Origin of the sequence: Nocardia sp. NBC_00565 (assembly GCF_036345915.1) — a bacterium.
In the GTDB taxonomy this organism is placed as follows: domain Bacteria; phylum Actinomycetota; class Actinomycetes; order Mycobacteriales; family Mycobacteriaceae; genus Nocardia.
This window is the reverse complement of record NZ_CP107785.1, coordinates 218,852-240,951: the sequence shown is the minus strand read 5'-3', so window position 1 is coordinate 240,951 and position 22,100 is coordinate 218,852. Positions and strand designations below refer to the sequence as shown.

General features: G+C 66.4%; 20 protein-coding genes. 7 read left to right on the top strand and 13 right to left on the bottom strand.

Translation table 11 applies throughout. The annotated features are described in order from the left end of the window. Positions 1-107: 107 nt before the first annotated feature. From OG874_RS01470 to OG874_RS01455, 4 genes are all read right to left on the bottom strand, one after another. Positions 108-440, bottom strand: a complete 333-nt coding sequence (locus OG874_RS01470; RefSeq protein ID WP_330253313.1) for a hypothetical protein — start codon at positions 438-440, stop codon at positions 108-110. 383 nt (positions 441-823) lie between these two features. Continuing rightward, entirely contained in the window at positions 824-1,240 is a 417-nt protein-coding gene (locus tag OG874_RS01465; RefSeq protein WP_330253312.1) for an NUDIX domain-containing protein, read from the bottom strand. A gap of 36 nt (positions 1,241-1,276) precedes the next feature. Then, a complete protein-coding gene (locus OG874_RS01460; protein WP_330253311.1) occupies positions 1,277-1,579 on the bottom strand; it encodes a hypothetical protein in 303 nt (100 codons plus the stop codon). A 298-nt stretch (positions 1,580-1,877) separates the two neighbouring features. Next, a complete protein-coding gene (locus OG874_RS01455; RefSeq protein ID WP_330253310.1) occupies positions 1,878-2,168 on the bottom strand; it encodes a hypothetical protein in 291 nt (96 codons plus the stop codon). A gap of 216 nt (positions 2,169-2,384) precedes the next feature. On the opposite strand from OG874_RS01455, the gene OG874_RS01450 reads away from it, so the two are divergent. Next, a complete protein-coding gene (locus tag OG874_RS01450) occupies positions 2,385-3,518 on the top strand; it encodes a helix-turn-helix domain-containing protein (RefSeq protein WP_330253309.1) in 1,134 nt (377 codons plus the stop codon). A gap of 146 nt (positions 3,519-3,664) precedes the next feature. On the opposite strand, the gene OG874_RS01445 is transcribed toward OG874_RS01450, so the two are convergent. Beyond that, positions 3,665-3,943, bottom strand: coding sequence for a hypothetical protein (locus OG874_RS01445; protein ID WP_330253308.1), 279 nt, complete (start codon positions 3,941-3,943; stop codon positions 3,665-3,667). Between the two features lie 152 nt (positions 3,944-4,095). Here OG874_RS01445 and OG874_RS01440 point away from each other — a divergent pair, with 152 nt between their 5' ends. Next, on the top strand, positions 4,096-6,036 hold the full coding sequence (locus OG874_RS01440) for a glycoside hydrolase family 15 protein (protein WP_330257686.1): 1,941 nt from the start codon (positions 4,096-4,098) through the stop codon (positions 6,034-6,036). A 75-nt stretch (positions 6,037-6,111) separates the two neighbouring features. Here OG874_RS01440 and OG874_RS01435 read toward each other — a convergent pair whose 3' ends face one another. Continuing rightward, positions 6,112-7,911 (bottom strand): hypothetical protein, encoded by a 1,800-nt coding sequence (locus OG874_RS01435; RefSeq protein WP_330253307.1) that lies wholly within the window; start codon positions 7,909-7,911, stop codon positions 6,112-6,114. A gap of 86 nt (positions 7,912-7,997) precedes the next feature. Beyond that, a complete protein-coding gene (locus tag OG874_RS01430) occupies positions 7,998-10,289 on the bottom strand; it encodes a hypothetical protein (protein ID WP_330253306.1) in 2,292 nt (763 codons plus the stop codon). Between the two features lie 366 nt (positions 10,290-10,655). Between OG874_RS01430 and OG874_RS01425 the strand changes: the two genes are divergently transcribed. Genes OG874_RS01425 through OG874_RS01415 form a run of 3 tightly spaced genes read left to right on the top strand, consistent with a single transcriptional unit; the run spans position 10,656 to position 13,269 of the window. Then, the gene (locus OG874_RS01425) at positions 10,656-11,054 is read left to right on the top strand and encodes a hypothetical protein (RefSeq protein ID WP_330253305.1); all 399 of its coding nucleotides are present in this window, start codon (positions 10,656-10,658) and stop codon (positions 11,052-11,054) included. A gap of 26 nt (positions 11,055-11,080) precedes the next feature. After that, positions 11,081-11,815, top strand: coding sequence for a response regulator transcription factor (locus OG874_RS01420; RefSeq protein WP_330253304.1), 735 nt, complete (start codon positions 11,081-11,083; stop codon positions 11,813-11,815). A 2-nt stretch (positions 11,816-11,817) separates the two neighbouring features. Next, a complete protein-coding gene (locus tag OG874_RS01415; RefSeq protein ID WP_330257685.1) occupies positions 11,818-13,269 on the top strand; it encodes a sensor histidine kinase in 1,452 nt (483 codons plus the stop codon). A 106-nt stretch (positions 13,270-13,375) separates the two neighbouring features. Here OG874_RS01415 and lepA read toward each other — a convergent pair whose 3' ends face one another. Then, positions 13,376-15,238 (bottom strand): translation elongation factor 4, encoded by a 1,863-nt coding sequence (gene lepA / locus OG874_RS01410; RefSeq protein ID WP_330253303.1) that lies wholly within the window; start codon positions 15,236-15,238, stop codon positions 13,376-13,378. A gap of 86 nt (positions 15,239-15,324) precedes the next feature. Continuing rightward, positions 15,325-15,981: a DUF6304 family protein gene (locus tag OG874_RS01405; protein ID WP_330253302.1), complete on the bottom strand. Its 657-nt coding sequence runs from the start codon at positions 15,979-15,981 to the stop codon at positions 15,325-15,327. 148 nt (positions 15,982-16,129) lie between these two features. Here OG874_RS01405 and OG874_RS01400 point away from each other — a divergent pair, with 148 nt between their 5' ends. Both OG874_RS01400 and OG874_RS01395 read left to right on the top strand, forming a co-directional pair. After that, entirely contained in the window at positions 16,130-16,879 is a 750-nt protein-coding gene (locus tag OG874_RS01400; protein ID WP_330253301.1) for a hypothetical protein, read from the top strand. Between the two features lie 49 nt (positions 16,880-16,928). Then, positions 16,929-17,507, top strand: a complete 579-nt coding sequence (locus tag OG874_RS01395; RefSeq protein ID WP_330253300.1) for a type II toxin-antitoxin system PemK/MazF family toxin — start codon at positions 16,929-16,931, stop codon at positions 17,505-17,507. A 2-nt stretch (positions 17,508-17,509) separates the two neighbouring features. Here the strand turns inward: OG874_RS01395 and OG874_RS01390 are convergent, their stop codons facing one another. The 4 genes from OG874_RS01390 to OG874_RS01375 form a co-directional block, all read right to left on the bottom strand. After that, complete coding sequence (locus tag OG874_RS01390; protein WP_330253299.1) at positions 17,510-18,298, bottom strand: aquaporin; 789 nt, start codon at positions 18,296-18,298, stop codon at positions 17,510-17,512. 171 nt (positions 18,299-18,469) lie between these two features. After that, on the bottom strand, positions 18,470-19,312 hold the full coding sequence (locus tag OG874_RS01385; protein ID WP_330253298.1) for a transglutaminase family protein: 843 nt from the start codon (positions 19,310-19,312) through the stop codon (positions 18,470-18,472). Between the two features lie 64 nt (positions 19,313-19,376). Continuing rightward, positions 19,377-20,351, bottom strand: a complete 975-nt coding sequence (locus OG874_RS01380; protein WP_330253297.1) for an alpha-E domain-containing protein — start codon at positions 20,349-20,351, stop codon at positions 19,377-19,379. Further along, positions 20,351-22,030, bottom strand: a complete 1,680-nt coding sequence (locus OG874_RS01375; RefSeq protein WP_330253296.1) for a circularly permuted type 2 ATP-grasp protein — start codon at positions 22,028-22,030, stop codon at positions 20,351-20,353. The genes OG874_RS01380 and OG874_RS01375 overlap by 1 nt, the downstream gene beginning before the upstream one ends. Between the last annotated feature and the right edge of the window lie 70 nt (positions 22,031-22,100).

Genomic DNA, 22,100 nt, shown 5'->3' with positions numbered 1-22,100 from the left:
TCCCTCTCGGCCTCGACACCACCCGCTCCTGACCGCCGATAGACGACCGTTTTCTGACCTCCGATGAGGCAACGTTATCGACGGCCAGAGGCCCCCAGTGACCGCCCTTATTCGCCCGCGCTCTCGCCTTTACCCTTGCCCTTGCCCTTGCCCTTACCTTTGCCTTTGCCTTTGCCTCCACCCTTGCCCTCGTTCCCGGCGCCGCCCGCGCTGCCGCCATCGTCGGAACTCGGCGGCGCAGCGGGCCCGAAGACCTGCACGGGTTCGACAGCACCGGCCTGATTCCCGAAGTCGGTGCCCGTGGCACCACTTCCGTGGGTCGGCTCCCCCGCCTGCCCTTCTCCCGGTCCCGGGTCCAGTGCCTGGGCGGTGGCGACGCCTGCGGACAGGAAGACGGACAGGATGCCGACCGCGGCGGCGGTCGCGATTTTGTGAGTCAACGTGTAGCCCCTTCTCGTGCCGGAAGTGGTACGTGTGTGATCAACCGATCCAGCCTAAAACCGGGCAGGAGCCGCGTTCCTGACCCTCAGTCCTGCGGCGATTCCGTTACCGGTCTTCTGTGCTGTGCGGCGGGAACAGCGTCGCGAGCCTGGTCAGGTTGAACATCCGCCCTCGGGAGGGAACCGCCAGGCCAGCCCTGCCGAAGCAGTGTCGATAAAACGTGTCGAAAGGTATGAAGCTGGAGGTGGCATCCCGCCCGAACGAACGTCCGGAAATGCCGCCTTATCGCGCGCTTTGGCGCTGGTCCAGGCCGGTGTAGGCCGTGCTGGGCGTTCGATCGCCGAGCGCTTGGTGTGCCCTGATCGTGTTGTACAGGATGCCGTTAGCCGTTCCACGCATGCCAGACGGACCGAGCGCCGCTGGCAATGACACCTTTCAGGGCGCGTGGCCGCAGGTCGGTTGCCTCTAGCTGATGCATTGATAGCCAGACGAATTCGAGATGTTCTTCCTGACTCTGCGGGTTGCCATCCAGCTCTACGTTGAAAACCAAGTTGATCTCGTGGTGGGCGGCACCGCCGTCGGTGTACCCATGCTCGACAACTCCGGCGAAGTCAACGATTCTGCTGGCAGTGCCGAGTTCTTCGGTAAGTTCACGGGCGAGCGCGGCTTCGATTGGTTCGCCGGGCTCAACATGCCCGCCTGGCAGGAACACCCAACTCTTGCCACGCTCGCGGACAACGAGTAGGCGATCGTCATCACGAACGATTGCGCGAGCAAGGATTTCGGTCGCGACGCTCATCGAACCCTCCATGTCGCATTTCTCGCAGGTCGGAGGTCAGATTCCCAGCGCCTCGAGGCTCCAGTCGATCGCTGCCTCACGGTTGTTGCGAGGGATTGCGCGGGTGGCATAGTGCGGCTTGCTGATCCAACGGCGCGAGCCGGGTCCGGTCATCGGCCGCAGGACCCAGCGGCCGAACTCGCGACGAACACCGTGGTACCCACCGCCAGCGTCCCGCGGATGCAGTCTCCTCCGACGCGGGAGCACCTGCACCAACGCCCGCAGCAAGCCGGTTACCCGGTCACGCGTGCTGACCGGGCCGATGTACTCGGCGTAACGTCGCCCATTCGGTAAACCCATGTCATCCCGTCTATCCGCATTCGGCGGCTGTGACAACCCGTGTTTCGGACGGGGTCTCGATGGGGCCGTATCGCCTGCCCTGGATGTTACCGCTGACCGACGAGAAGATCCGCCAGTATCCAGCCGAGCAGGGCGCGCTGTAGTTCGGACGCCCCCGGGTGGCGTCTGAATCCCGGGGGTGCCGGTTTGAACGTCCTCTGGTCCAGCATTGACGAGCCAGAGCCAGTATCGAAATGCGTTGTTCCGGTGTCGGATTTGGTGGAGGTGGTGCTCGCAGCCGCGGCTGTGCAAACAGTCATCAGGGGGCATGCCCTCGCGGTCCGTCCGGATCGATCGATTCGGCTTCGATATCGCGAACGCTGGTCGGCTGGATTGTGATGGCATCGGCTTTGTCCAGCTCTGTGTCGAAGTCCGAAATCCAGCCGTCCACAACCCGTCTAAGCGCTCCGTCCGCGCCCTGGTATATCGGCGCACTGTCGGTCGGAGCAAGGTCGAGTTTGTCTTGGGTATCTGCGTTGAAGGCAGCGAGAAGCGCGCGCACAGTCGGCGCGATCTCCTGCGGACGAGACGGAACGAGATCGGACAACATCGTCACGCCTCCCACGGGTTTGGGAAATCCGTTGGACAAAGCAGCGCGGCCCAGTAGTCACCGCGCAACACGTCCCAGAGGTCCTCGTGCTGCGGAAGCATCAGCCGAGCGTCGGAGAGATCCGGGTACGCGTCGAACCGTCCTCGTCATCGGGTGCCCTAAACCAACCGCAGCGACTAGGGTTCCTCCTGACGGTAGGGCGGGAATGATCGAGGTATGACCAGCGGAACCGGCGACCTGATCCGCCAACTTCGCTTGGCGAAGGGTTGGTCGCAGGCAAGACTGGCCGATGAACTGTGCAAGGCATCAGGTGCCAACATCAGCCGCGAGTACATTTCCCGGCGTTGGGAGTCCAACGCCACAGAGCCCTCAGCGTTTTGGTTACGTCATCTTGCGGCGGTACTGGATTGCCCCCCTGAGTTATTGGAGGCGAACGTGAACCGTCGCGAATTCCTCAGCCACCTGACCGCGACGTCGGTAGCGCCCGTGGTGGCGTCTGACCTCTTGGCGCAAGGGTTCTCGGCTCGACTGACTGCGCAACGGCCGGGCGTCGAGGACTGGGACGACCGGCTCGTCACGTATGGCCGGGACTACATGAGCGCGGGGGGCGCTGAAATCCAACGTCGTTTGGCAGCGGACATGATCGTGCTTCAACAGCAATTGGACTCGCCGCGGATGTGGTCCATAGCTGCACGCTTGATGACGTTGTATGCCAAGACGTTTCCTGGTAGCGATGGTCGTAAGGCGATCAATTGGTACTCGATGGCCGCTGAGGCAGCCGACCGTTCGGACGACACGGACATCCGGGTGTGGGTCCGTGGGCGCGCGGCCATCGCACTGGGCTACGAAGGTGCCGCGCTGCCAGTCGCTCACCGGTTCGCCGATCAAGCATTGACGATCAGTGACCGGCCGAGCTTGGGACGGCTCAACGCCTTGTGGGGTAAGGCGCACGCCGCCGCGATCCAAGGTGATAAGGAAACCGCTCGCGGACTGATCGATACCGGCCGCAGAGAGTTCGACCGGTCCGGGTCGGATGATCAGGCCAGCGACTACGCGGTCCCGTGGTGGCGCGTGAACGTCTTCCTGTCGTTGCTGGCCGCCCGTATGGGCGAGGAACGGACGGCGGTGGCAGCCCAAGAGGCGGCGAGAGCTGATCTACCGGATTCGTTGCCACGGTTCCGCACCCATTTGGACATGCATCAAGGGCTGATGCTGGTTCGCGACGGTGATCGGATCGAGGGCGTGAAGCTGGCCAGAGCGGCGCTGGACGCCTTGCCACCGGAAAAGCATTCGCTCACGCTCAGGATGCTGATGGACGAGATCGCGGGGCCCGGGAAGTCCCGCAGCTAACACCGTATGCGAGAGGGCACCGCATCGAATTCGGTTGATCGTGCGTGCGGGAGCAAACTCCTGACTGCGTCAGCGAGTGAACAACCAGGCGATGACGATGAGAACCAGCAGGGCGATAAGGGCGAGCTGAACGCGGGAACGCGGCATCAACGGGCCCCGCTCTGCGCGGTCTCACGCATCGCGACGGGCGGGACCGGTTCCGGGATCAGGGGTTGTTCCGGGGTTACGACATCCTCATGTGCCGCGGACGCGTCGCTATCACGGCCGAGCAGTTGCAGCGAGACCCGCAGCACGCGGTCCAGCACGTAGGCGATGGCGAAGCAGATGGGAACCATGCCGACCAGCACCACGATGAACTGCGGGATGAACGGTAATCCCGCGACCCACAGCTCGAAGCCGTCCCACCATCCTGCGATCCTGTGCACGGCCCCAGCCTAGTACTGCCGAGGCGGTCCGCCGAGATCGCGCCGTCAGGGCCGGGTTCGGCGCGGTCGGTGGACGAGATGGTCCGACGGACCGAAGATGAAGTATGGCGTCTACCGATGATCTGACCGTCGACGAACCAGCCGACCTGCCGATGCTCAGTCAGTTGGGCGACGGGCGGCAACACGCCACCTACCCGCCGATCGACGATTACGCGTTTCTGTCCGACTGCGAGACCACCTGCCTGATCGCCAGCAATGGCGCGGTGGAGTGGATGTGCGTGCCCCGACCCGATTCGGCCAGCATCTTCGGTGCGATGCTCGACCGCAGCGCCGGGCACTTTCGGATCGGCCCGTACGGGGTCAACGTGCCCGCCTCGCGCCGCTACCTGCCGGGCGGCATGATCCTGGAGACCACCTGGCAGACCGATACCGGCTGGCTGATCGTGCGCGACGCGCTGGTGCTCGGGCCGTGGCACAACAACGATCAGCGCAGCAAGACCCACCGCCGCACGCCGATGGACTGGGACGCCGAGCATGTTCTGCTGCGCACGGTGAAGTGTGTGAACGGCACGGTCGAGCTGGAGATGAGCTGCGAACCCGCGTTCGACTACCACCGCGCCGCGGCCCGCTGGGAGTACACCGGCAAGGTCTACGAGGAGGCGACGGCGGTGCGCGGCGTCGACCCGAGTGCGGCCCCGACGCTGGTGCTCACCACCGATCTGCGCCTGGGCATCGAGGGCCGTCAGGCACGCGCACGGACCAGGATGAAGGAGGGTGACGAGGTATTCGTCGCGCTGACCTGGTCGGAGCTGCCCGCACCGCGCACCTTCGAGGACGCGGCCCAAAAGATGTGGCAGACCACCGAATGCTGGCGGCAGTGGATCACCCTCGGCAAATTCCCGGATCATCCGTGGCGCAACTACTTACAGCGCAGCGCACTCACGCTGAAGGGACTCACCTACGCGCCGACCGGTGCGCTGATGGCCGCCGCCACCACCTCGCTGCCGGAAACCCCAGGCGGCCAACGCAACTGGGACTACCGCTACTCCTGGGTACGCGATTCCAGCTTCGCGCTGTGGGGCCTGTACACCCTGGGCCTGGACCGCGAGGCCGACGATTTCTTCGCCTTCCTGAACGACGCCACCACCGGCGACGACGGCGAACCCGTTCCGCTGCAAGTGCTCTACGGTATCAGCGGCGAGCGCGAGATCACCGAATCAACCCTGGACCACCTCTACGGATACGACGGCGCGAAACCCGTGCGCATCGGCAACGGCGCCTACAACCAGGTCCAGCATGATATCTGGGGCACCATGCTCGACTCGGTGTACCTGCACGTGAAATCCCGCCAACAGGTGCCGGAGACGCTGTGGCCACTGTTGGAGCGCCAGGTCGAGGCGACGATCGCGCACTGGCAGGAGCCCGACCGCGGCATCTGGGAAGTCCGCGGCGAGCCACAGCATTTCACCTCGTCGAAGGTGATGTGCTGGGTGGCACTGGATCGCGGCGCGAAACTGGCCGAACTGCACGGCGAGTACGAGCGGGCCACCGAGTGGTACACCATCGCCGAGCAGATCAAGGCCGATATCCTCACCCGCGGCGTGAACGCCAACGGTGTCTTCACCCAGACCTATGACGGCGACACCCTCGACGCCTCGCTGCTACTGGTGGTGCTGAACCGCTTCCTGCCGCCCACCGACCATCGGGTGCGCGCCACCGTACTCTCGATCGCCGACCGGCTCACCGAGAACGGTCTGGTGCTGCGCTACCGGACCGAGACCACCGACGATGGCTTGTCCGGCGCCGAGGGCACCTTCACCATCTGCTCGTTCTGGCTGGTCTCCGCACTGGTGGAGATCGGTGAACTGCAGCGGGCCCGGCACCTGTGCGAGCGACTGCTCGGCTATGCCAGCCCGCTGCGCCTGTATGCCGAGGAAATCGATTCGCGCAGTGGACGGCACCTCGGCAACTTCCCGCAGGCCTTCACCCACCTGGCCTTGATCAACGCGGTGACACATGTGATCAGGGCCGAGCAGTCCCACACCTCCGGTGGGTTCCGACCGGCGCACACACCGGCGAGTCACCCGGCCTGACCGGAAATTACGCGGCCGCGCCGGATCCTGCCTACGCGGCGCTGGTCCTGCCTACGCGGTCGCGCTGGATCCTGCCTACGCGGCCGCGCTGATGCTATCGGCACCAGCACGCAGCCCGCGCAGCCTGCCGAGCTGCACATCGAGTTCGGTGATCCGCTCCTCGCGGTGATCGCCGTACTTCCCATAGGCCACCTCGGCCACACGCAACCGCTCATCGGCGGCGCGCAACACATCGGTGGCGATATCGGTGAAATGGTCGCGCAGCGTGCGCTGCATGGCGCGCAACCGATTTCGCGATTCCTTGCCGACCTGGAAGACCACATCGTCCATCAGCCTGGCCACCGAAACCTTCGCCTCGGCTTGGCGGCGCTGCTTGCGTGCCTTGCGGTCGTCCCACAGCGCGTTCGCGCCCAGCAGCACCGCGGCGGCCGCCGAATACCAGTTCACCAGTGGCATTTTCAGCAGACTGGTGAGCACACCGACCATCAGCAGACCGCCGTAGGAGCCGCGCATGACGGTCAGGAACTGCGCCATCACACCGGCTTTCGCGCTGACCAGCGGATCCAGCGATGCGACGGGCCCGAGCACTTCCGCTGGATTGTCCAGGCGTAGATCCGGTAGCGGCGGGGTGCGGTGATCGGCGGGGAACTTGGCGGCCACCTGTTCGGACAGCTCCATCGCCCGGTAATGCGCCATCACGAAGTTCTCTTCGACGGCCTCGCAGATGCGCGCGTCCAGATCGGTGCCGAAGTTCTTCCAGTGCCGGGCCGGATCGGTCTGTGCAATCTCGGCCTCGGCGTCACGCACCAGACTGCGCAACCGGTGCCGCAGATCGTGTTCGATATCGGCCATCAACTCGGTGCTGCCGTCGCCGAGGGTGACCTGCCAGTTTGCCGAGCGCTGCCGTAGCTGATCGGCCTGGTCGCGAGCGGCCACCAGCTGTTCGGTGATCTCGACCCGGCGGCGCGGATCGCGCAGCGCCTCGGCCTCGGTCCGCAGCGTGACGGCAAGATGGTCGGTGACCAGCCGAATGTCGTTGGCGGCGGCGTCCAGGACCAGACTGTCGGCCCTGGCCACCACATAGTCGCGCAGATGGTCGACGAGCTGGGGCACGCCCGATTCGATATCGCGCTGATAGTTGCCCGCCTGCAGGTGCAGCAGCGCCGAGACCGGCGCCACCGCGAAGCCGAGTCCGGCCGCGTCGAGCAACTCGCGGTTGCGCTGCTGAGTGTGCTGCCAGTACGGATGCAGGTCGATCTTGTTCAGCGCGCAGACGACCGTCGGGCATATCTGCTGGATGCGCCCGAGATAGGCGACTTCCTCCGCACTGAATTCGGTTCTGGCGTCACCGACATAGAGCACGGCGTCCGCGGCGGCGATCATCGACCAGGTGGTGTGGTCCTCGCCATTGGTGCCCGGCGCGTCCATCAGCACGACACCCTCGGCCAGCAGCGGACTCGGCTCGGTGAATTCGGCGCGGATCACCCCATCGGCGGCCAGCGCCGGTCCGGGATTCAGCGGATCGACGGGTTGCCGTTCGATATGGCCCGCACCCAGCGATTTCACCAGCACGGCGGTCGGCTCCGGACCGTATTCCGCGATCACGGGCACGCTCAGCGCACTCTCGGTCGCGCTGACGCTGGTCCCGATCAAACCGTTGACCAGGGTGCTCATACCATTCTTGGACGCGCCGACGACCACCAGGCGCAGTCGTGGGTCACCGACCCTGGCTCGAACCATATTCAGTCGGCTGCCCAGGTCGTCCCGGCCCGCGGAGCGAGTCATCTCCTGCAGTTCGTCGAGGATCCCGATGACCGGCGCCATGGCCTGCGGATGTTTCACCGTGGCGGCCTCCAGCCCGGCTGCGGCAGACAACCGCTCCTCCTAACTCTCGTGCGGATATCGCGTTCGACGATGGCATGCGGCGGCGCGACGCGTGCACGCGGCCCCCGTACGGTTTCCTAGATCAGGGCTATGTCCAAGCCCCACACCAGGTGATGACCGTCGTCCACGATCGCATCGGGCAGCAGCGGGGCCGACAGGCCACCGGCCATCAGCGCCGAATGGTCGGGTTCGAAAACCGAATGCGTGAAGTCGGCTGGATCGCCCAGGTCGGCGGCGATCGGGTGCGGCTTGATCGGCACCGGATTCGGCATGGTCGGGGCCGGCACATGGGTCGGCACCGGAGCCTGGGTCGGCACCGGAGCCGGAGATTGTGCGGTCGGCACATCGATATCAATGGTCGGCGCACCGGTCGGCGCGGAGTGTGTCGGCACCGATACCGTCGGCTCCGGGCTATCCGCCGTCGGAATGTCCGCGGACGGCTGGGTGTGTGTCGTCGGAGCGGACGTGGTCCCGCCGTCGACCGTGCTCGGGGTGGTCCCGCCGCCGTGGCCGGAACTCGGCGTGGTGGCACCACCGTGGCCAGCGCTCGGCGTCGTCACATCATCATCATCGTCGGATGGCGTCGGATACGTGGTGTGGCTGGGCGCGTTGGTCGTCGGCGCGTGCGTGGTCGGCGCCTGGGTGACCGGCGTCTTGGTCGTGCCGGTGACGTCCGTGCCGGGCAGCGTGGTGGTACCGGCGCCGGGCGTCTTGGTGATACCCGTATCGGGCGTCTTGGTGGGATGCCCGCTGGAGTGGTCGGCGGGCACGGTCGGGATCGGCACCGTCTTGGTGACGGTGGTCGGGGTGGTGGTCAGCGGGGTGGTCGTCGAATGCGAATCGTCGACGACGACCGGCTTGGGCGGGGCGGGCCTCGGCTCGAACAGCGCGGGCACCATCGCGGCGGGCGCGGTCAGCGGCGACGGACCCGGCGGCGCGACAAGCACATTGGCGACCGGGGTGCTGGCGGCATCCGGCTGGATCGTGGTCTGCAGCGGGGTGGCCGCGACCGGTGCGGCGACGGCGGCGGCGGGCGCGATAGCGGGGGCCACCGCCGCGACCGGTGCGACGACCGGTGCGATCGCGGCGGGCAGTGGCGCGGCGAAGGGCTGGGCGGGCTGCACCACGACGGGCTGCGCGACCGCCGAGTACTGCGGAACGGATCCGCCCGCGGGCTGCGTGCCGACCGTGGTGTTACTCGATGTGCCCGAATAGTCCAGGCCGGAACGTCCGGTGGTGCCGGGCGTGTGGCCGAGCCAATCGGAGAACTGGTCGATATTGTCACCGACCCGGCCCGCGCCGACTTCGACCTTCAACGCGCCGTTGACCTCGACCTTGGACTGTGTGGCCAGATACATCCCGTTCGGGCCGACGCCGAAGCCCACCTCGAGTTCGGTGTGCACGCTGAAACTGGCTTCCGCGTCGAGGAATACGCCGAAGGCATCCGGATTGCCGACGCCGTGGTACATATCGCCATCGTGGAACGCATCGGCGCCCTGGAACGCATCGGTGCCGTGGAACGCGTCAGCACCGTGGAACAGCGCACCGCTGCCTCCGGTGGCGCCGGGGTGGAACATGTTGCCGCCGAAGAACGGAACGCTGGTGCCCGCGCCCGCATCACTGTCTTCGCTGTCGGCGTCGCTGCTCAGCGGCTCGCTGAGCGCGGTGTCGCTGACCGTCCCGGACACCGGAATGCGGGGCAGAGCAAAGGGATTGGAACCGGGCGCGAGGAAACCGTTCGGGCCGGGCAGGCTGAAACCGTGCCCGTCCTGGCCGAGGCCGTGTCCGGGCAACCCGAAACCGCCCTGCCCCAAGTCGAGTCCGGGCAGGCCACCGAAGCCGCCGGACGGGTGGCCGGTGCCGAGATCGAGGCCCGACTGCGGCGTCTCGCTGTGCAGATCGAATCCGGACTGTTCGCTCTCGAGCCCGAGTCCGGGCTGGTACCCGTTGCCGTACGCACCGTCCTGCCACCGTTGCGGCATGTGCTGCTGCGGCGCAGGCCCAATGTAGATACCGACGTTCGGCGCGCCCGGGATCGGGGCGCTGACGGCGACATCGCGCGGTGTCGGCGACGGCGAATGAATGGGCGCGGGCGGCACCGAGTTCGGGTCCGGATCCGGGAAGGTGACGACCGGGCTCGGTAGGTCCGCGTCCGGATCGCGGGTGTAGGCCGAAGTCCAGCTGTCGAGCCGTTGCCCGCCCGGGGTTGCGGGCGCGGTACCGCCGTTGGCGGCGATCAGGGCGCCGCCGGTGACGTACGCACCCGCCCTCGCTACCCGCGCGACGCCGGTGGCGACGCGATAGGCGGTATCGCCCGCACGGTCGCCAGCTTCGGTGTCGTCGCTGTCGAAGGGCAGGTCACTCGTCATGCAAGCTCCACTCTCAGGTTTCCAGCATCCTCACCACACCGGGCAGCCGAGTGAAGATCACCTAACGATATTCCGGAAAACCCAACTGGTCACATTCTGCAGGTCCGCAAAGAATACGACTGTGGTGAGCAACACAACCTTGCCATCGGGAAAACCAGAACGGAAGCCCTGTTTCTGCGGGCATCCCCGAACCGGGTGCGGACGTCATCCATGGACTGATCATGCCCACCAGCCGGGGAGTCGAAACCGTGTCGAGGAACCATAAGAGATCTCTAACGATTGCTCAAGAGGTGGTGAAGATCCGCTCCCTACCGTCGATCTCGCCGCACCACCCGGTCGGCGACTTCGATTCGAAGGAGATTCACCATGCCGGCACTCACCCGACGCCGCCGCACTCGCATCGCGGCCGTGCTCGCCGGGACCGCACTCACGGCGACCGCCGCCGCGGTGGTGGCGGGCGCTGCCTCGGCCCAGCCCCCGCTGCCCGCGCCGGGCGGCCACGCCAAGGTGTGCACGATGATCGTTCCGGGTGGTCCCGATGCGGTGATCACCCCGGGCGGACCCGGGCCACGCCTGGCCGTACCCGCCACGCCGCTGCCGCCCGCCGTGCCCGCACAGCCGGGCGCACCGCTCGCCGACTGCCCTGATATCGATCCTTCCGGACCGACCATCGTCGAGCCCGGTGGGCCGCAGGTGACCATCGAACGCGGTGGGCCGCGCGTTGTGATCATCCATCCAGCACCGACCGGCAGCAGCGGCAGCTGACCGGCGCACGGCTCTATGGTGGCCCCATGAGTCCAACATCGCGCGGCGATTCGATGGGGGGCCGGGTGGCGGGCGGGCAACGCATCTTGGTCGTGGACGACGAGGTTCGAGTTCTCGCGTCGCTGCGGCGCGGACTCGAACTCTCGGACTTCGTGGTGGTCACCGCCGGCGACGGCGCCGAGGCGCTATCGATGGTCCGCAATACCGAGCCGGACGCCATGGTGCTCGATGTGAATATGCCGAATCTCGATGGGGCGGGCGTGGTTACGGCGTTGCGCGCGATGGGTAACGACATCCCGATCTGTGTACTCAGCGCCCGCACCGCGGTCAGCGACCGCATCGCCGCCCTGGAGCGCGGCGCCGACGACTACCTGACCAAACCGTTCGACCTCGGTGAACTCGTCGCCCGGCTGCACGCCTTGCTGCGTCGTCGGCCGCCGGCCACCCAACGGCCCGATGAGCTGTGCCAGGTCGGCCAGGTGCGGATCGATCGCGCCGGATATCGGGTACACGCCGGCGGGCAGCTGGTGGAACTGACCAAACGCGAATTCGAGGTGCTGGCACTGCTGGCCGAGAACATCGGCATCGTGCTCAGCCGCGAGCAGATCCTTTCGGCGGTCTGGGGTTACGACTTCAGCACCGACACCAATGTGGTGGATGTCTTCGTCTCCTATCTGCGCCGCAAGTTGGAGACGCCGGGCGCGCCGCGGGTGATCCATACCGTGCGCGGCGTCGGCTTCGTACTGAGGGAGCAAGCGTGACAATGACTTTCGGGCGCGACCGAACCAAGGTGTCGTTATCGCTGCGGACCCGGGTGGCGCTGGTGTCGGGCGTGGTCGCCGCACTCGTCGCGGTCGTGCTCGGCGTCGCGTATTTCGCATTGCTCGCCACCGCGAGCTCGCGCCAGCTGGATCAGACCGTGTCGACGATGGCCGTGCGGGTCGCGCGGCCCGCGGATGTCGCACCGGCACAGCCGCTTCCGGGTCCGCACCTTTACATCACGTCGACCGGACCGGTTCCGGATCCCGCTGCGGCGCTACCACCACTTCCGGCGCTACCACCACTTCCGGCGCTACCACTGCCGGGACTGCCACTACCGGACATCCCGCCGCACGTGGTGCAGATCGCCGACAATGCGATTGCGCCGGTCGCGGGCGCGCCCGGCCTGGCCGTGGTGCTGCGTCCGGACCGCGACGCCGTGGACTCGGCAATCCACCGCAGTCAGCTGATCGGCCTGGCGGTCGCGGTCGGCGGTGTGCTGCTGGCCACCGCACTCGGCTGGTTCCTGGCCGGCTATGCCGCCCGCCCGTTGCGCAAACTGGCCACCGCCACCCATGGCATCGACACCTTGGAAAAACTGCCGCCACTGTCCGGCCGCGGCGTCCGCGAGGCCGAAGACCTCTCCGACGCCATCACGCGCATGTTGTCCCGGCTGGAGACAGCGCACGGCGAAACCTCCCGTGCGCTGGCCGGTGCTCGCGACTTCGCCGCGGTCTGCGCCCACGAACTACGCACCCCGCTCACCGCGATGCGCACCGATCTAGAAGTGCTGGCCACCAAGGATTTACCCGCCGAGCAGCAGCGCGTCGTACTCGACGATGTCCTGCTCGCCGAACGCCAGATCGAGAACACCCTGACCGACCTGGAACAACTGGCCGTCGGCGAACTCACCGAATCCGACACCTTCGAACCCTTCGAACTCTGCGAAACACTGGACCGCGCAGTACAAGACGCCCGCCGCAGACATCCCGAGGTTCACATCGATCTCACCGAATGCACTCCGGCCACGGTGACCGGTCTACCCGGCGGCCTGAAACTCATCGTCACGAACGCCGTCGCCAACGCGGTCCAACACGGTCACGCGAGCACCGTCACCGTCGCGGCCCGGCACTACGTCCCATCCTCGGGCGATCCGAGCACCGCAGCCGCCCACACCGACCCGAGCACCGCCGACCAAAAGACGTTCGCCCGCAATACTCCCGACCCGACCACCAGTATCGAGATCCTCATCGACGACAACGGCACCGGCATCCCCGCTCCCCTGCGCCCCCAAGCCTTCGACCGCTTCGTCAAAGGCCCCGGCTCCCCCGGCTCCGGCCTAGGCCTCGCCCTCGTCCGCCAACAAGCCGAACTCCACTCCGGCACAGCCGAACTCATTCCACGACCAGACGGCGGTACCCGCCTGCGAGTGTGCATCGCCACGCGAACAGGCTGAACTCAACCGATCCATTGCCGCAGCGGTGCGGTGTCGAGCGTGGCACCCACCTTCCCTATGAGGCATCGTCTCTAGTTTGCCGATCGACGCCGGATGGCGGGCAACCCTACTTCTGGCCCTTCGGCTTGTCCGAGGCGGCATCGGAGGACAGCGCGGCGACGAAGGCTTCCTGGGGGACCTCTACGCGGCCAATGGTCTTCATGCGCTTCTTGCCCTCCTTCTGCTTCTCGAGCAGTTTGCGCTTGCGGCTGATGTCGCCGCCGTAGCACTTGGCGAGCACGTCCTTGCGGATGGCGCGGATGTTCTCGCGGGCAATGATTTTCGAGCCGATGGCGGCCTGGATGGGCACCTCGAACTGCTGGCGCGGGATCAGCTCGCGCAGCTTGGTGGTCATCTTGTTGCCGTATGCCTGGGCGGCGTCGCGATGCACGATCGCGCTGAACGCGTCCACGGCCTCACCCTGCAGCAGGATGTCGACCTTGACCAGGTGCGATTCCTGCACGCCCGACTCCTCGTAATCGAGGCTGGCGTAGCCGCGGGTGCGCGACTTCAGCGAGTCGAAGAAATCGAAGATGATCTCGGCCATCGGCATGGTGTAGCGCAGTTCGACGCGGGTCTCGGACAGGTAGTCCATGCCGCCGAGTTCGCCGCGCCGACCCTGGCACAGCTCCATGATCGAGCCGATGAATTCGCTCGGCGAGATGACAGTGCACTTCACCACCGGCTCGAATACGTGGCGCACCTTGCCCTCGGGCCAATACGAGGGGTTGGTGACGACATGCTCGCTGCCGTCCTCCATCTCTACGGTGTAGACCACATTGGGCGCGGTGGAGATCAGGTCCAGGTCGAATTCACGCTGCAGCCGCTCGCGGGTGATCTCCATATGCAGCAGACCGAGGAAGCCGCAACGGAAACCGAAGCCGAGCGCCACGGACGTCTCCGGTTCGTAGGTCAGTGCGGCGTCGTTGAGCTGCAGCTTGTCCAGCGCGTCGCGCAGATCCGGATAGTCCGAGCCGTCGACCGGGTACAGGCCGGAGTACACCATCGGACGCGGCTCGCGGTAGCCGGTGAGCGGTTCGGTCGCGCCGCCGCGCGCGAAGGTCACGGTATCGCCGACCTTCGACTGGCGCACATCCTTGACGCCGGTGATCAGGTACCCGACCTCGCCGACACCGAGGCCCTGGGTGGGCTTGGGTTCCGGGGAGACGATGCCGACCTCGAGCAGTTCGTGCGTCGCGCCGGTGGACATCATCTTGATCTTCTCGCGCGGAACGATCTTGCCGTCCACCACCCGGACGTAGGTGACCACGCCGCGATAGGTGTCGTAGACCGAGTCGAAGATCATGGCGCGGGCGGGCGCGTCCGGATCGCCGACCGGCGCGGGCACCGTTTCGATGACCTTGTTCAGCAGTTCCGGCACACCGACGCCGGTCTTCCCGGAGACCCGCAGCACATCATCGGGTTCGCAGCCGATGATGTGCGCGATCTCGCTCGCGTAGCGATCCGGATCCGCGGCAGGCAGATCGATCTTGTTGAGCACCGGGATGATCGTCAGATCCTTGTCCAGCGCCAGATACAGATTCGCCAGCGTCTGCGCCTCGATACCCTGCGCCGCGTCGACCAGCAGCACCGCACCCTCACACGCCTCGAGCGCGCGCGACACCTCGTAGGTGAAGTCGACGTGACCGGGCGTATCGATGAGGTGCAGCACGTAGTCGGTGCCGTCGACCTGCCAGGGCAGCCGCACGTTCTGGGCCTTGATGGTGATGCCGCGCTCGCGCTCGATATCCATCCGGTCCAGGTACTGGGCGCGCATCGCCCGCTCCTCGACCACTCCGGTCAGTTGCAGCATGCGGTCGGCCAGCGTCGACTTACCGTGGTCGATGTGCGCGATGATGCAGAAGTTCCGGATCCGGGCAGGATCGGTGAACGTCGTGTCGGCGAAGCTGGCGGGCACTCCACTCCTCATGGGTATCGGTAAACTGCGGTCTATCGTCCCATGCGCCAGGTAAAGCCACTGTCAGCGGTTCACCGTTGGGCGGTCCGCAGCCGCTTTCACCCGCGATATCCGGTGCCGGGGATGCGGCGCTGGTAGTCGGGGCAGCGGTAGGTCTCGAGCACCTGTTCGGTCACCGGGACCTCGAAATAGTCGTCCTTCGAGCGGACAGCGAGGTAGGCGTCCTTGGCGTCGCGATGGCACCACATGCCGGTGAGGCCGTGACCGTGGGGCGAGTAGTCGGAGAATAGGCACGTCACGCAGGAGACCAGACGAACACCTTCGGGCAGTCGCTGCTCGAGCACATGCATAGCGTCTTCGAAATAGCCGTGGCCCGCGGTGTGGTAGGTGACGCCGTCCACCTCTACGGCGAGTTGGAGTGACTCGCCCGATCCGCCCAGGGGCAGATTCAGCTCGAAATTCAACGCGCCGAGCCGCCATTCGCCGCTGACCTCCACCGTGCACGGCAGCGCACCCGTGAATACACAGCGGTCGATGGTGTCCCACGCGTCGATATACAGGCCGGCCCGCACCGCCGCGGCGTTCTCGTGCGGCTCGAGTGCGTCGAAGTCCGGACCCGCCACCGGCACGCCGCGAATCACCGTACGGACGTCGAAGCGGTCCGGGCCCCAATGCCGCGACGGCCCGATCCGCCACACGATCTGCTCGCGACCGTGTTCGTCCGCATACGTCCCCGGGAACACTTGCGGCTGCATCGCGCACACCTCCGACGCCGAATTCCCGAACTCTAACGGAGAATTCGCCTACCCCAGGCGCGGTTCGCCGGGACCGCTTCGCCGAACCGGTCCCGGTGATCGAGCAATTTCCACCCGCGACCAGGGCCACCACCGTACTTTCGCTGAGGTGGAGAAACTGGTCTTCGTCCTGCGGCACGCCGACAGCGCTGCCACCGAGGCATGGTGTGCGGCGCTGCGCACCACCGTGGCCGCGCGTCTCGTCGAACTCGCAGTGGCGGGTGTCACGGTCTATGTTCGCGATAGCGCGGTCCAGGACGCGCTGATGCGCATGACGACGATGGATCCGCCGATCGCCGCGGTGGTCACGGTCTGGGTCGAACAGAGCTACGGCCCCGAGGCCACCGCGGCGGCGGAGGTGCTCGGCGAGGTCGCCGCCGCTGTGCACGGCTACCTGGTGACCGAGTCGGTGCCGCTGCGGCTCGACGATTCGATCCCGGCGCGAACCGAGGGCTTCGGCAACCTGGCGTTCCTGCGCAGGCCCGCCGAGCTCACGCACGGGGAATGGCTGCGCCGCTGGCAGGGGCAGCACACCACCGTGGCCATCGAGACGCAGGCGACCTTCGGCTACACGCAGAACGTGGTGGTCCGGGCGATCACACAGGACGCGCCGGGCATCGATGCCATTGTCGAGGAACAGTTTCCGGCCGCGGCGCTCACCGACCCGCTCACCTGGTACGGCGCGCGCGACGCGGCCGAATTCCAGGATCGGGTCGGGCGGATGCTGGCCTCGGTCGCCCGGATCGGCGCTGATCGCGACCTCGATACGGTCTCGGTGAGCAGATATCCGGTGCGGCACCCGTTCGCCGCACCGAATTCCGCAGGAGCACAGCCGAAGTCCGACACCGAGACTCGGTAGCGGCGCGGGCAGGGCTGAACAGGCGAGACCGTGCCGTTACCATCCAAGGATGGCCGGAACTTGGAACGCGATCGGCAAGCAACTCGGCATCATTGCCAAAGAGCAGGGTCCCAAGATCGTCAAGCAGCAGGGGCCCAAGCTGGTGGGCAAACTGCAACGCTCCTCGATCGTCGAGCGAGCGGTCGGTTCGTTGGCGGCGCGTAAGGCGCCCGCCGTGCCGATTCGTCCGGTCGCGTCGCCCCCGGTGCCGACCGCCGAGCGGGCCCGGCAGATCGTCTACTCCCCGCAGCTGGACGGTCGCGCCGATCCCGGTGAGATCGTGTGGACCTGGGTGCCGTACGAGGAGGATCCGAACAATGGCAAGGATCGCCCGGTGCTGGTGGTCGGACGGGACCGCAGGACGCTGCTCGGCCTGATGCTGTCGTCGAATCCGGAGCGGGCGCGCGATCGCGACTGGGTCGGAATCGGCAGCGGCAGTTGGGATCACGAGGGTCGGCCGAGCTGGGTCCGGCTCGATCGGGTACTCGATGTTCCCGAGGACGGCATCCGCCGTGAGGGCGCGATCCTGGCGCGCAAGACCTTCGACCTGGTCGCGCACCGCCTATGCGCCGAATACGCCTGGCACTGAGCTCAGGAAACCATCTCCCTGGACCGACCGAACAGCAGACCGTAGACCAGCGCGCCGAGCACACCACCGATGAGCGGGAACACTACGAACGCCCAGACCTGGGGTCCCGCACCATCCTGGTAGAAGGCGACGGCGAGGCTGCGGGCCGGGTTGACCGAGGTGTTGTCCACCGGAATCGAGATCAGGTGGATGACCGTCAAGGTGACACCGATCGACAGCCCGGCCAGCGGAATATCGGAGATCTGGTCGGTGGAGGCCAGCACCACGAAGACCAGCAGCGCGGTCAGCATGACCTCGACGATGATGGTCGCCGACAGGCCGTATCCGTTCTCGATCACCACCTGACCGAGCGGGCCGCGCACCGCGGACGGGCTGTGCTTACCCCAGCCGTTCGCGCCGAGTCCGTTCACCGCGCGATCGTAGGAGGGCAGATTCTTCGCGATCGCGAAGAGTACGAGCCCGGCCAGGAAACCACCGATCAGCTGCGCGATCACATAGCCGACGGCGGAAACCACCGAGAGCCGACCGAGTAGCAACTGACCGACGGTCACCGCCGGATTGACGTGACAGCCGGAGATCGGCCCGATCGCATAGACCAGGAACAGCAGCGAAAGGCCGAAGGCGAGCGCGACGCCGAGCCCGCCGACGCGCTCACCGGCCAGCACCGCGGTACCGACACCACTGATCACCAAGACGAACGTGCCGAGCGCCTCGGCCGCCCACTTCTTGGCTTCCGGCGTCGGCTCCAGTTCGGTGACTTCCTCGACGACTTCCTGAGCAGTGGGAGACATTCGCGCCACCTTCCGAGAGAGGATCATTCCCGCGTGCACGGGAAGACACTGGTTCTGCTGCTGGTACGGCCGATGTGAAAGAGGACGTTACGCGAGACCGGTGAGCTCTACAACGACCATGAGATATGCGCGCCATATCCCTGCAAAAGGTTCCGGGGAGGCGTTCGAGCGCTAGGCGAGACGGGTGATCTCCACGACGACCTCGAGGTCGGTCGAGCCGCCACCGGAGAAGATGCCCTTCAGTGGCGGTACATCGGCATAGTCGCGGCCGACACCGACGGAGATGTGCTGTTCGTTGATGGCGATGTTGTTGGTCGGGTCGTAGCCCCACCATTGGCCGGTCCATGCCTCGATCCAGGCGTGTGACTGTCCGGCGACCGTCGTATTGATCTCCGCGGCCGGGTTGGGGTGCAGATATCCGGAGACGTAGCGGCTCGGAATCCCCATGCTGCGCAACAGCACCAGGGTCAGATGCGCGTAATCCTGGCAGACGCCTTTGCGTTCGGCGAAGGCCTGCACCGCAGAGGTGTGCACCGAGGTGGTGCCCACCAGATATTCCATTTCGCCGTGCACCCATTCGGCCGCGCGCACAACGGCTTTCGCGGGAGGCACCCCGCGCGCGAGCTGCTTGGCGACCGCGCCCAGCTTCTTGTCCTGCGGTACATAGGCGGTGGGCGAGAGCATTTCGTCGAAACGGTCACTGATGTGCTCGGAGCGCAACTCCTCCCAGGACAGCTCCTCGGCCGGACCGGCGAACGGTTCGGTCTCCACCACCGAGGAACCGGTGACCTCCAATTCGGTGTGCGGCGCATGCAGATCGAAGGAGGTGACCGCGGTCCCCCAGTAGTCGGTGTAGCGATACGACCGCGTGGAAGGCACCGTCTCGACCCGGTTCAGGATGACGTTCTGCCTGCTGTCCGCACGCGGTGTGAGCCGAGCCTCGTTGAACGACCGGGTAACCGGAGCGTCGTACACATATCCGGTGGTATGCACCACCCTGATCCGCCAACTCACAACTGCACCTCGCCGGCGCTCGGTTCCGTCGTTCCTTGGAACGCTGTGCTCATGGTTCGCTCGCTCACAGCTCTCCCTCCACCTGCGCGTGGTTGTCGTGACTGCTGCGCAGGTCGGTCCAGGCCACCCAGGGTGCGGCGTGGAAGTACTGCAGCGCGATCGCCTCGCTGACCTCGCGGCAGGTCTTCTGCAGCGATAGCAGGCGGTTCTGCAGATCCTCCAAGAGCGCACCGGGCGGCAGGAATTCGAGTTCGCTGCGGGCCCGGCCAAGTAGGCGCTGCGCCTCGTGTCGCGCGCCGACCCGGCTGCTCGGGCGCTGATCGAGTTCAGCGAGACAGGCCTCCGCGACCCGCACCGAATGGAAGACCGAACGCGGGAAAAGCCGGTCCAGCAGAATGAATTCGGCCACCAGATTGGCATCGAGCGCGCCGCGATGGGTGCGCAGGTAGGTATCGTGCGCGCCGGCCGAGCGCAGCACGGTCACCCAGGCCGGTGACGAAGTGCGGTCGCCCGCACGCGAAAGTAGTAGGCGCACGGTCATATCCACCCGTTCGATGGAGCGACCGAGCAGCAGAAAGCGGTAGCCGTCGTCTCGACTGAGGGTGGAATCGGAGAGTCCGGCGAACATCGCCGCCCGATCCTTGATGTAGTGGAAGAATTCGTGCGGGCCCAGGCTGCGGGCCGCACGCTCGGCGACGGCGAGCCCGATATAGGTGGCGTTCAGGCACTCCCACATCTCGCTGGAGGTGACTTCGCGTGCGCCCCTGGCGTTTTCGCGGGCATTGGCGATCGAATCGACGATCGAATTGCCGTGGTCGTGGCTGAACGCGACCAGATCGGTCACCGACCAGACCTCGAGTTCGGCGGCGGGCGGCTCGATGCCCAATACCCGCAACAGGACTCGCGAGGTGCGGTCCGGGTCGACTGTCGCGTCCTCGAGCAGTTGGTGCACCGCGACATCCAGAATGCGGGCGGTATCGTCGGCGCGCTCGACGTATCGTCCGATCCAGTACAGGGATTCAGCGTTGCGGGCCAACATCAGGGCATCACCGAGCCCTGTTGCTGACTCTGCCGCCCTGTCCCCCGCTGCTGTTGCTGCCCGGCTCCCTGCTGCTGTTGACTCTGCCGCAGCTCGCCGAGCCGCTGTTCCTGCTGTTGTTGCTGCTGTTGCTGATTCGCTTGTGTCGCGGTCAGTTCCCGGCCCAGCTCGCGCTGATCGGACTGCGGCGGTTCGCTCACCAACTCCTCGCCCGCGAGCTCACGGTCGGCGGGCGAGGCGCGCCCGGCCAGCACCCAGGTGTCCTTACTGCCGCCGCCCTGGCTGGAGTTGACCACCAGCGAGCCCTCCGGCAACGCCACCCGCGTCAATCCGCCCGGCAGCACCCAGATGTCGTCGCCGTCGTTGACCGCGAACGGCCGCAGGTCGACATGGCGCGGAACCAGCTCGTTTCCGATCTTGGTCGGCACGGTGGACAGCTGCACCACCGGCTGCGCGATCCACCCTCGCGGATCCGCCTTGATCTTGCGCCGGGTGACCTCCAGCTCCCGCGGCGTGGCGGCCGGACCGATGACGATGCCGTAGCCGCCGGAGCCCTCGACCGGTTTGATCACCAGTTCATCGATCCGGTCCAGCACCTGCGCGCGCTCGTCATCGAGCCAGCAGCGATAGGTATCGACATTGGGCAGCACCGGCTTCTCGCCGAGGTAGTACTCGATGATCGTGGGCACATAGGCGTAGGTCAGCTTGTCGTCGCCGACGCCGTTGCCGATCGCGCTGGAGATGACCACATTGCCCGCCCGCGCGGCGTTCACCAGTCCGGCGACGCCGAGTACGGAATCGGGCCGGAAGTGCATCGGGTCGAGGAAGGTGTCATCGATGCGCCGGTAGATCACATCGACCTGACGCTCCCCCGCCGTGGTGCGCATGTAGACGACGTTGTCGCGGCAGAACAGGTCGCGACCCTCGACCAGTTCCACCCCCATCTGCCTGGCCAGCAGCGAATGTTCGAAGTACGCCGAGTTGTAGACGCCGGGTGTGAGCACCACGACCGTCGGATCGGCCTCGTTCGGCGCGGCCGAGGCGCGCAGCGCGGCCAGCAGGTGGGTCGGATAGTCGCCGACCGCACGCACCCGATGCGAGGAGAACAGATCCGGAAAGACCCGCGCCATGGTGCGCCGGTTCTCCATGACATAGGACACCCCGGACGGCGAGCGCAGATTGTCCTCGAGCACCCGGAAGTCGCCGCGCTCGTCACGGATCAGATCGATGCCCGCCACGTGGATGCGCACCCCGTTCGGCGGCACCAGCCCGGCGGCCTCCCGATGGAAGTGCTGGCATGAGGTCACCAGCCGTTTCGGGATCACCTCGTCGCGCAGGATGTTCTGCTCGCCGTAGACGTCGGCGAGGAACAGCTCCAGCGCGGTCACGCGCTGCTTGATCCCGCGTTCCAACTTTGCCCATTCGGCGGCCGCGATCACCCGGGGCACCAGATCGAGCGGGAAGGGACGCTCCTGACCGGACAGCGAGAAGGTGATGCCCTGATCGATGAAGGCTCGATCCAGCGCGTCCGAGCGGCCCGCGAGATCGGCGACGTCGATCGGGGCCAGCGCCGAGAAGATGCCCTTGTACGGCTGGCGCACCCGGCCCTGTCCGTCGAACATCTCGTCAAAGGCATCCGCGTACCGACCGGGTCGATAGCCCTGGAACAGACCGGTCATGGTTGCCCTGCCGTTGCCGTTCGCATGCCCGTTCGACCGGACACGGGGCGGCACAGGAGATCGAGCCGAA

Bases quoted from the DNA above. Each gene is read 5' to 3' on its own strand.
- OG874_RS01465 (WP_330253312.1), bottom strand. From the start codon at position 1,240: ATGAGCGTCGCGACCGAAATCCTTGCTCGCGCAATCGTTCGTGATGAC.
- OG874_RS01460 (WP_330253311.1), bottom strand. From the start codon at position 1,579: ATGGGTTTACCGAATGGGCGACGTTACGCCGAGTACATCGGCCCGGTC.
- OG874_RS01455 (WP_330253310.1), bottom strand. From the start codon at position 2,168: ATGTTGTCCGATCTCGTTCCGTCTCGTCCGCAGGAGATCGCGCCGACT.
- OG874_RS01450 (WP_330253309.1), top strand. From the start codon at position 2,385: ATGACCAGCGGAACCGGCGACCTGATCCGCCAACTTCGCTTGGCGAAG.
- OG874_RS01440 (WP_330257686.1), top strand. From the start codon at position 4,096: ATGCTCAGTCAGTTGGGCGACGGGCGGCAACACGCCACCTACCCGCCG.
- OG874_RS01430 (WP_330253306.1), bottom strand. From the start codon at position 10,289: ATGACGAGTGACCTGCCCTTCGACAGCGACGACACCGAAGCTGGCGAC.
- OG874_RS01425 (WP_330253305.1), top strand. From the start codon at position 10,656: ATGCCGGCACTCACCCGACGCCGCCGCACTCGCATCGCGGCCGTGCTC.
- OG874_RS01420 (WP_330253304.1), top strand. From the start codon at position 11,081: ATGAGTCCAACATCGCGCGGCGATTCGATGGGGGGCCGGGTGGCGGGC.
- OG874_RS01415 (WP_330257685.1), top strand. From the start codon at position 11,818: ATGACTTTCGGGCGCGACCGAACCAAGGTGTCGTTATCGCTGCGGACC.
- lepA (WP_330253303.1), bottom strand. From the start codon at position 15,238: ATGAGGAGTGGAGTGCCCGCCAGCTTCGCCGACACGACGTTCACCGAT.
- OG874_RS01405 (WP_330253302.1), bottom strand. From the start codon at position 15,981: ATGCAGCCGCAAGTGTTCCCGGGGACGTATGCGGACGAACACGGTCGC.
- OG874_RS01395 (WP_330253300.1), top strand. From the start codon at position 16,929: ATGGCCGGAACTTGGAACGCGATCGGCAAGCAACTCGGCATCATTGCC.
- OG874_RS01390 (WP_330253299.1), bottom strand. From the start codon at position 18,298: ATGTCTCCCACTGCTCAGGAAGTCGTCGAGGAAGTCACCGAACTGGAG.
- OG874_RS01380 (WP_330253297.1), bottom strand. From the start codon at position 20,351: ATGTTGGCCCGCAACGCTGAATCCCTGTACTGGATCGGACGATACGTC.
- OG874_RS01375 (WP_330253296.1), bottom strand. From the start codon at position 22,030: ATGACCGGTCTGTTCCAGGGCTATCGACCCGGTCGGTACGCGGATGCC.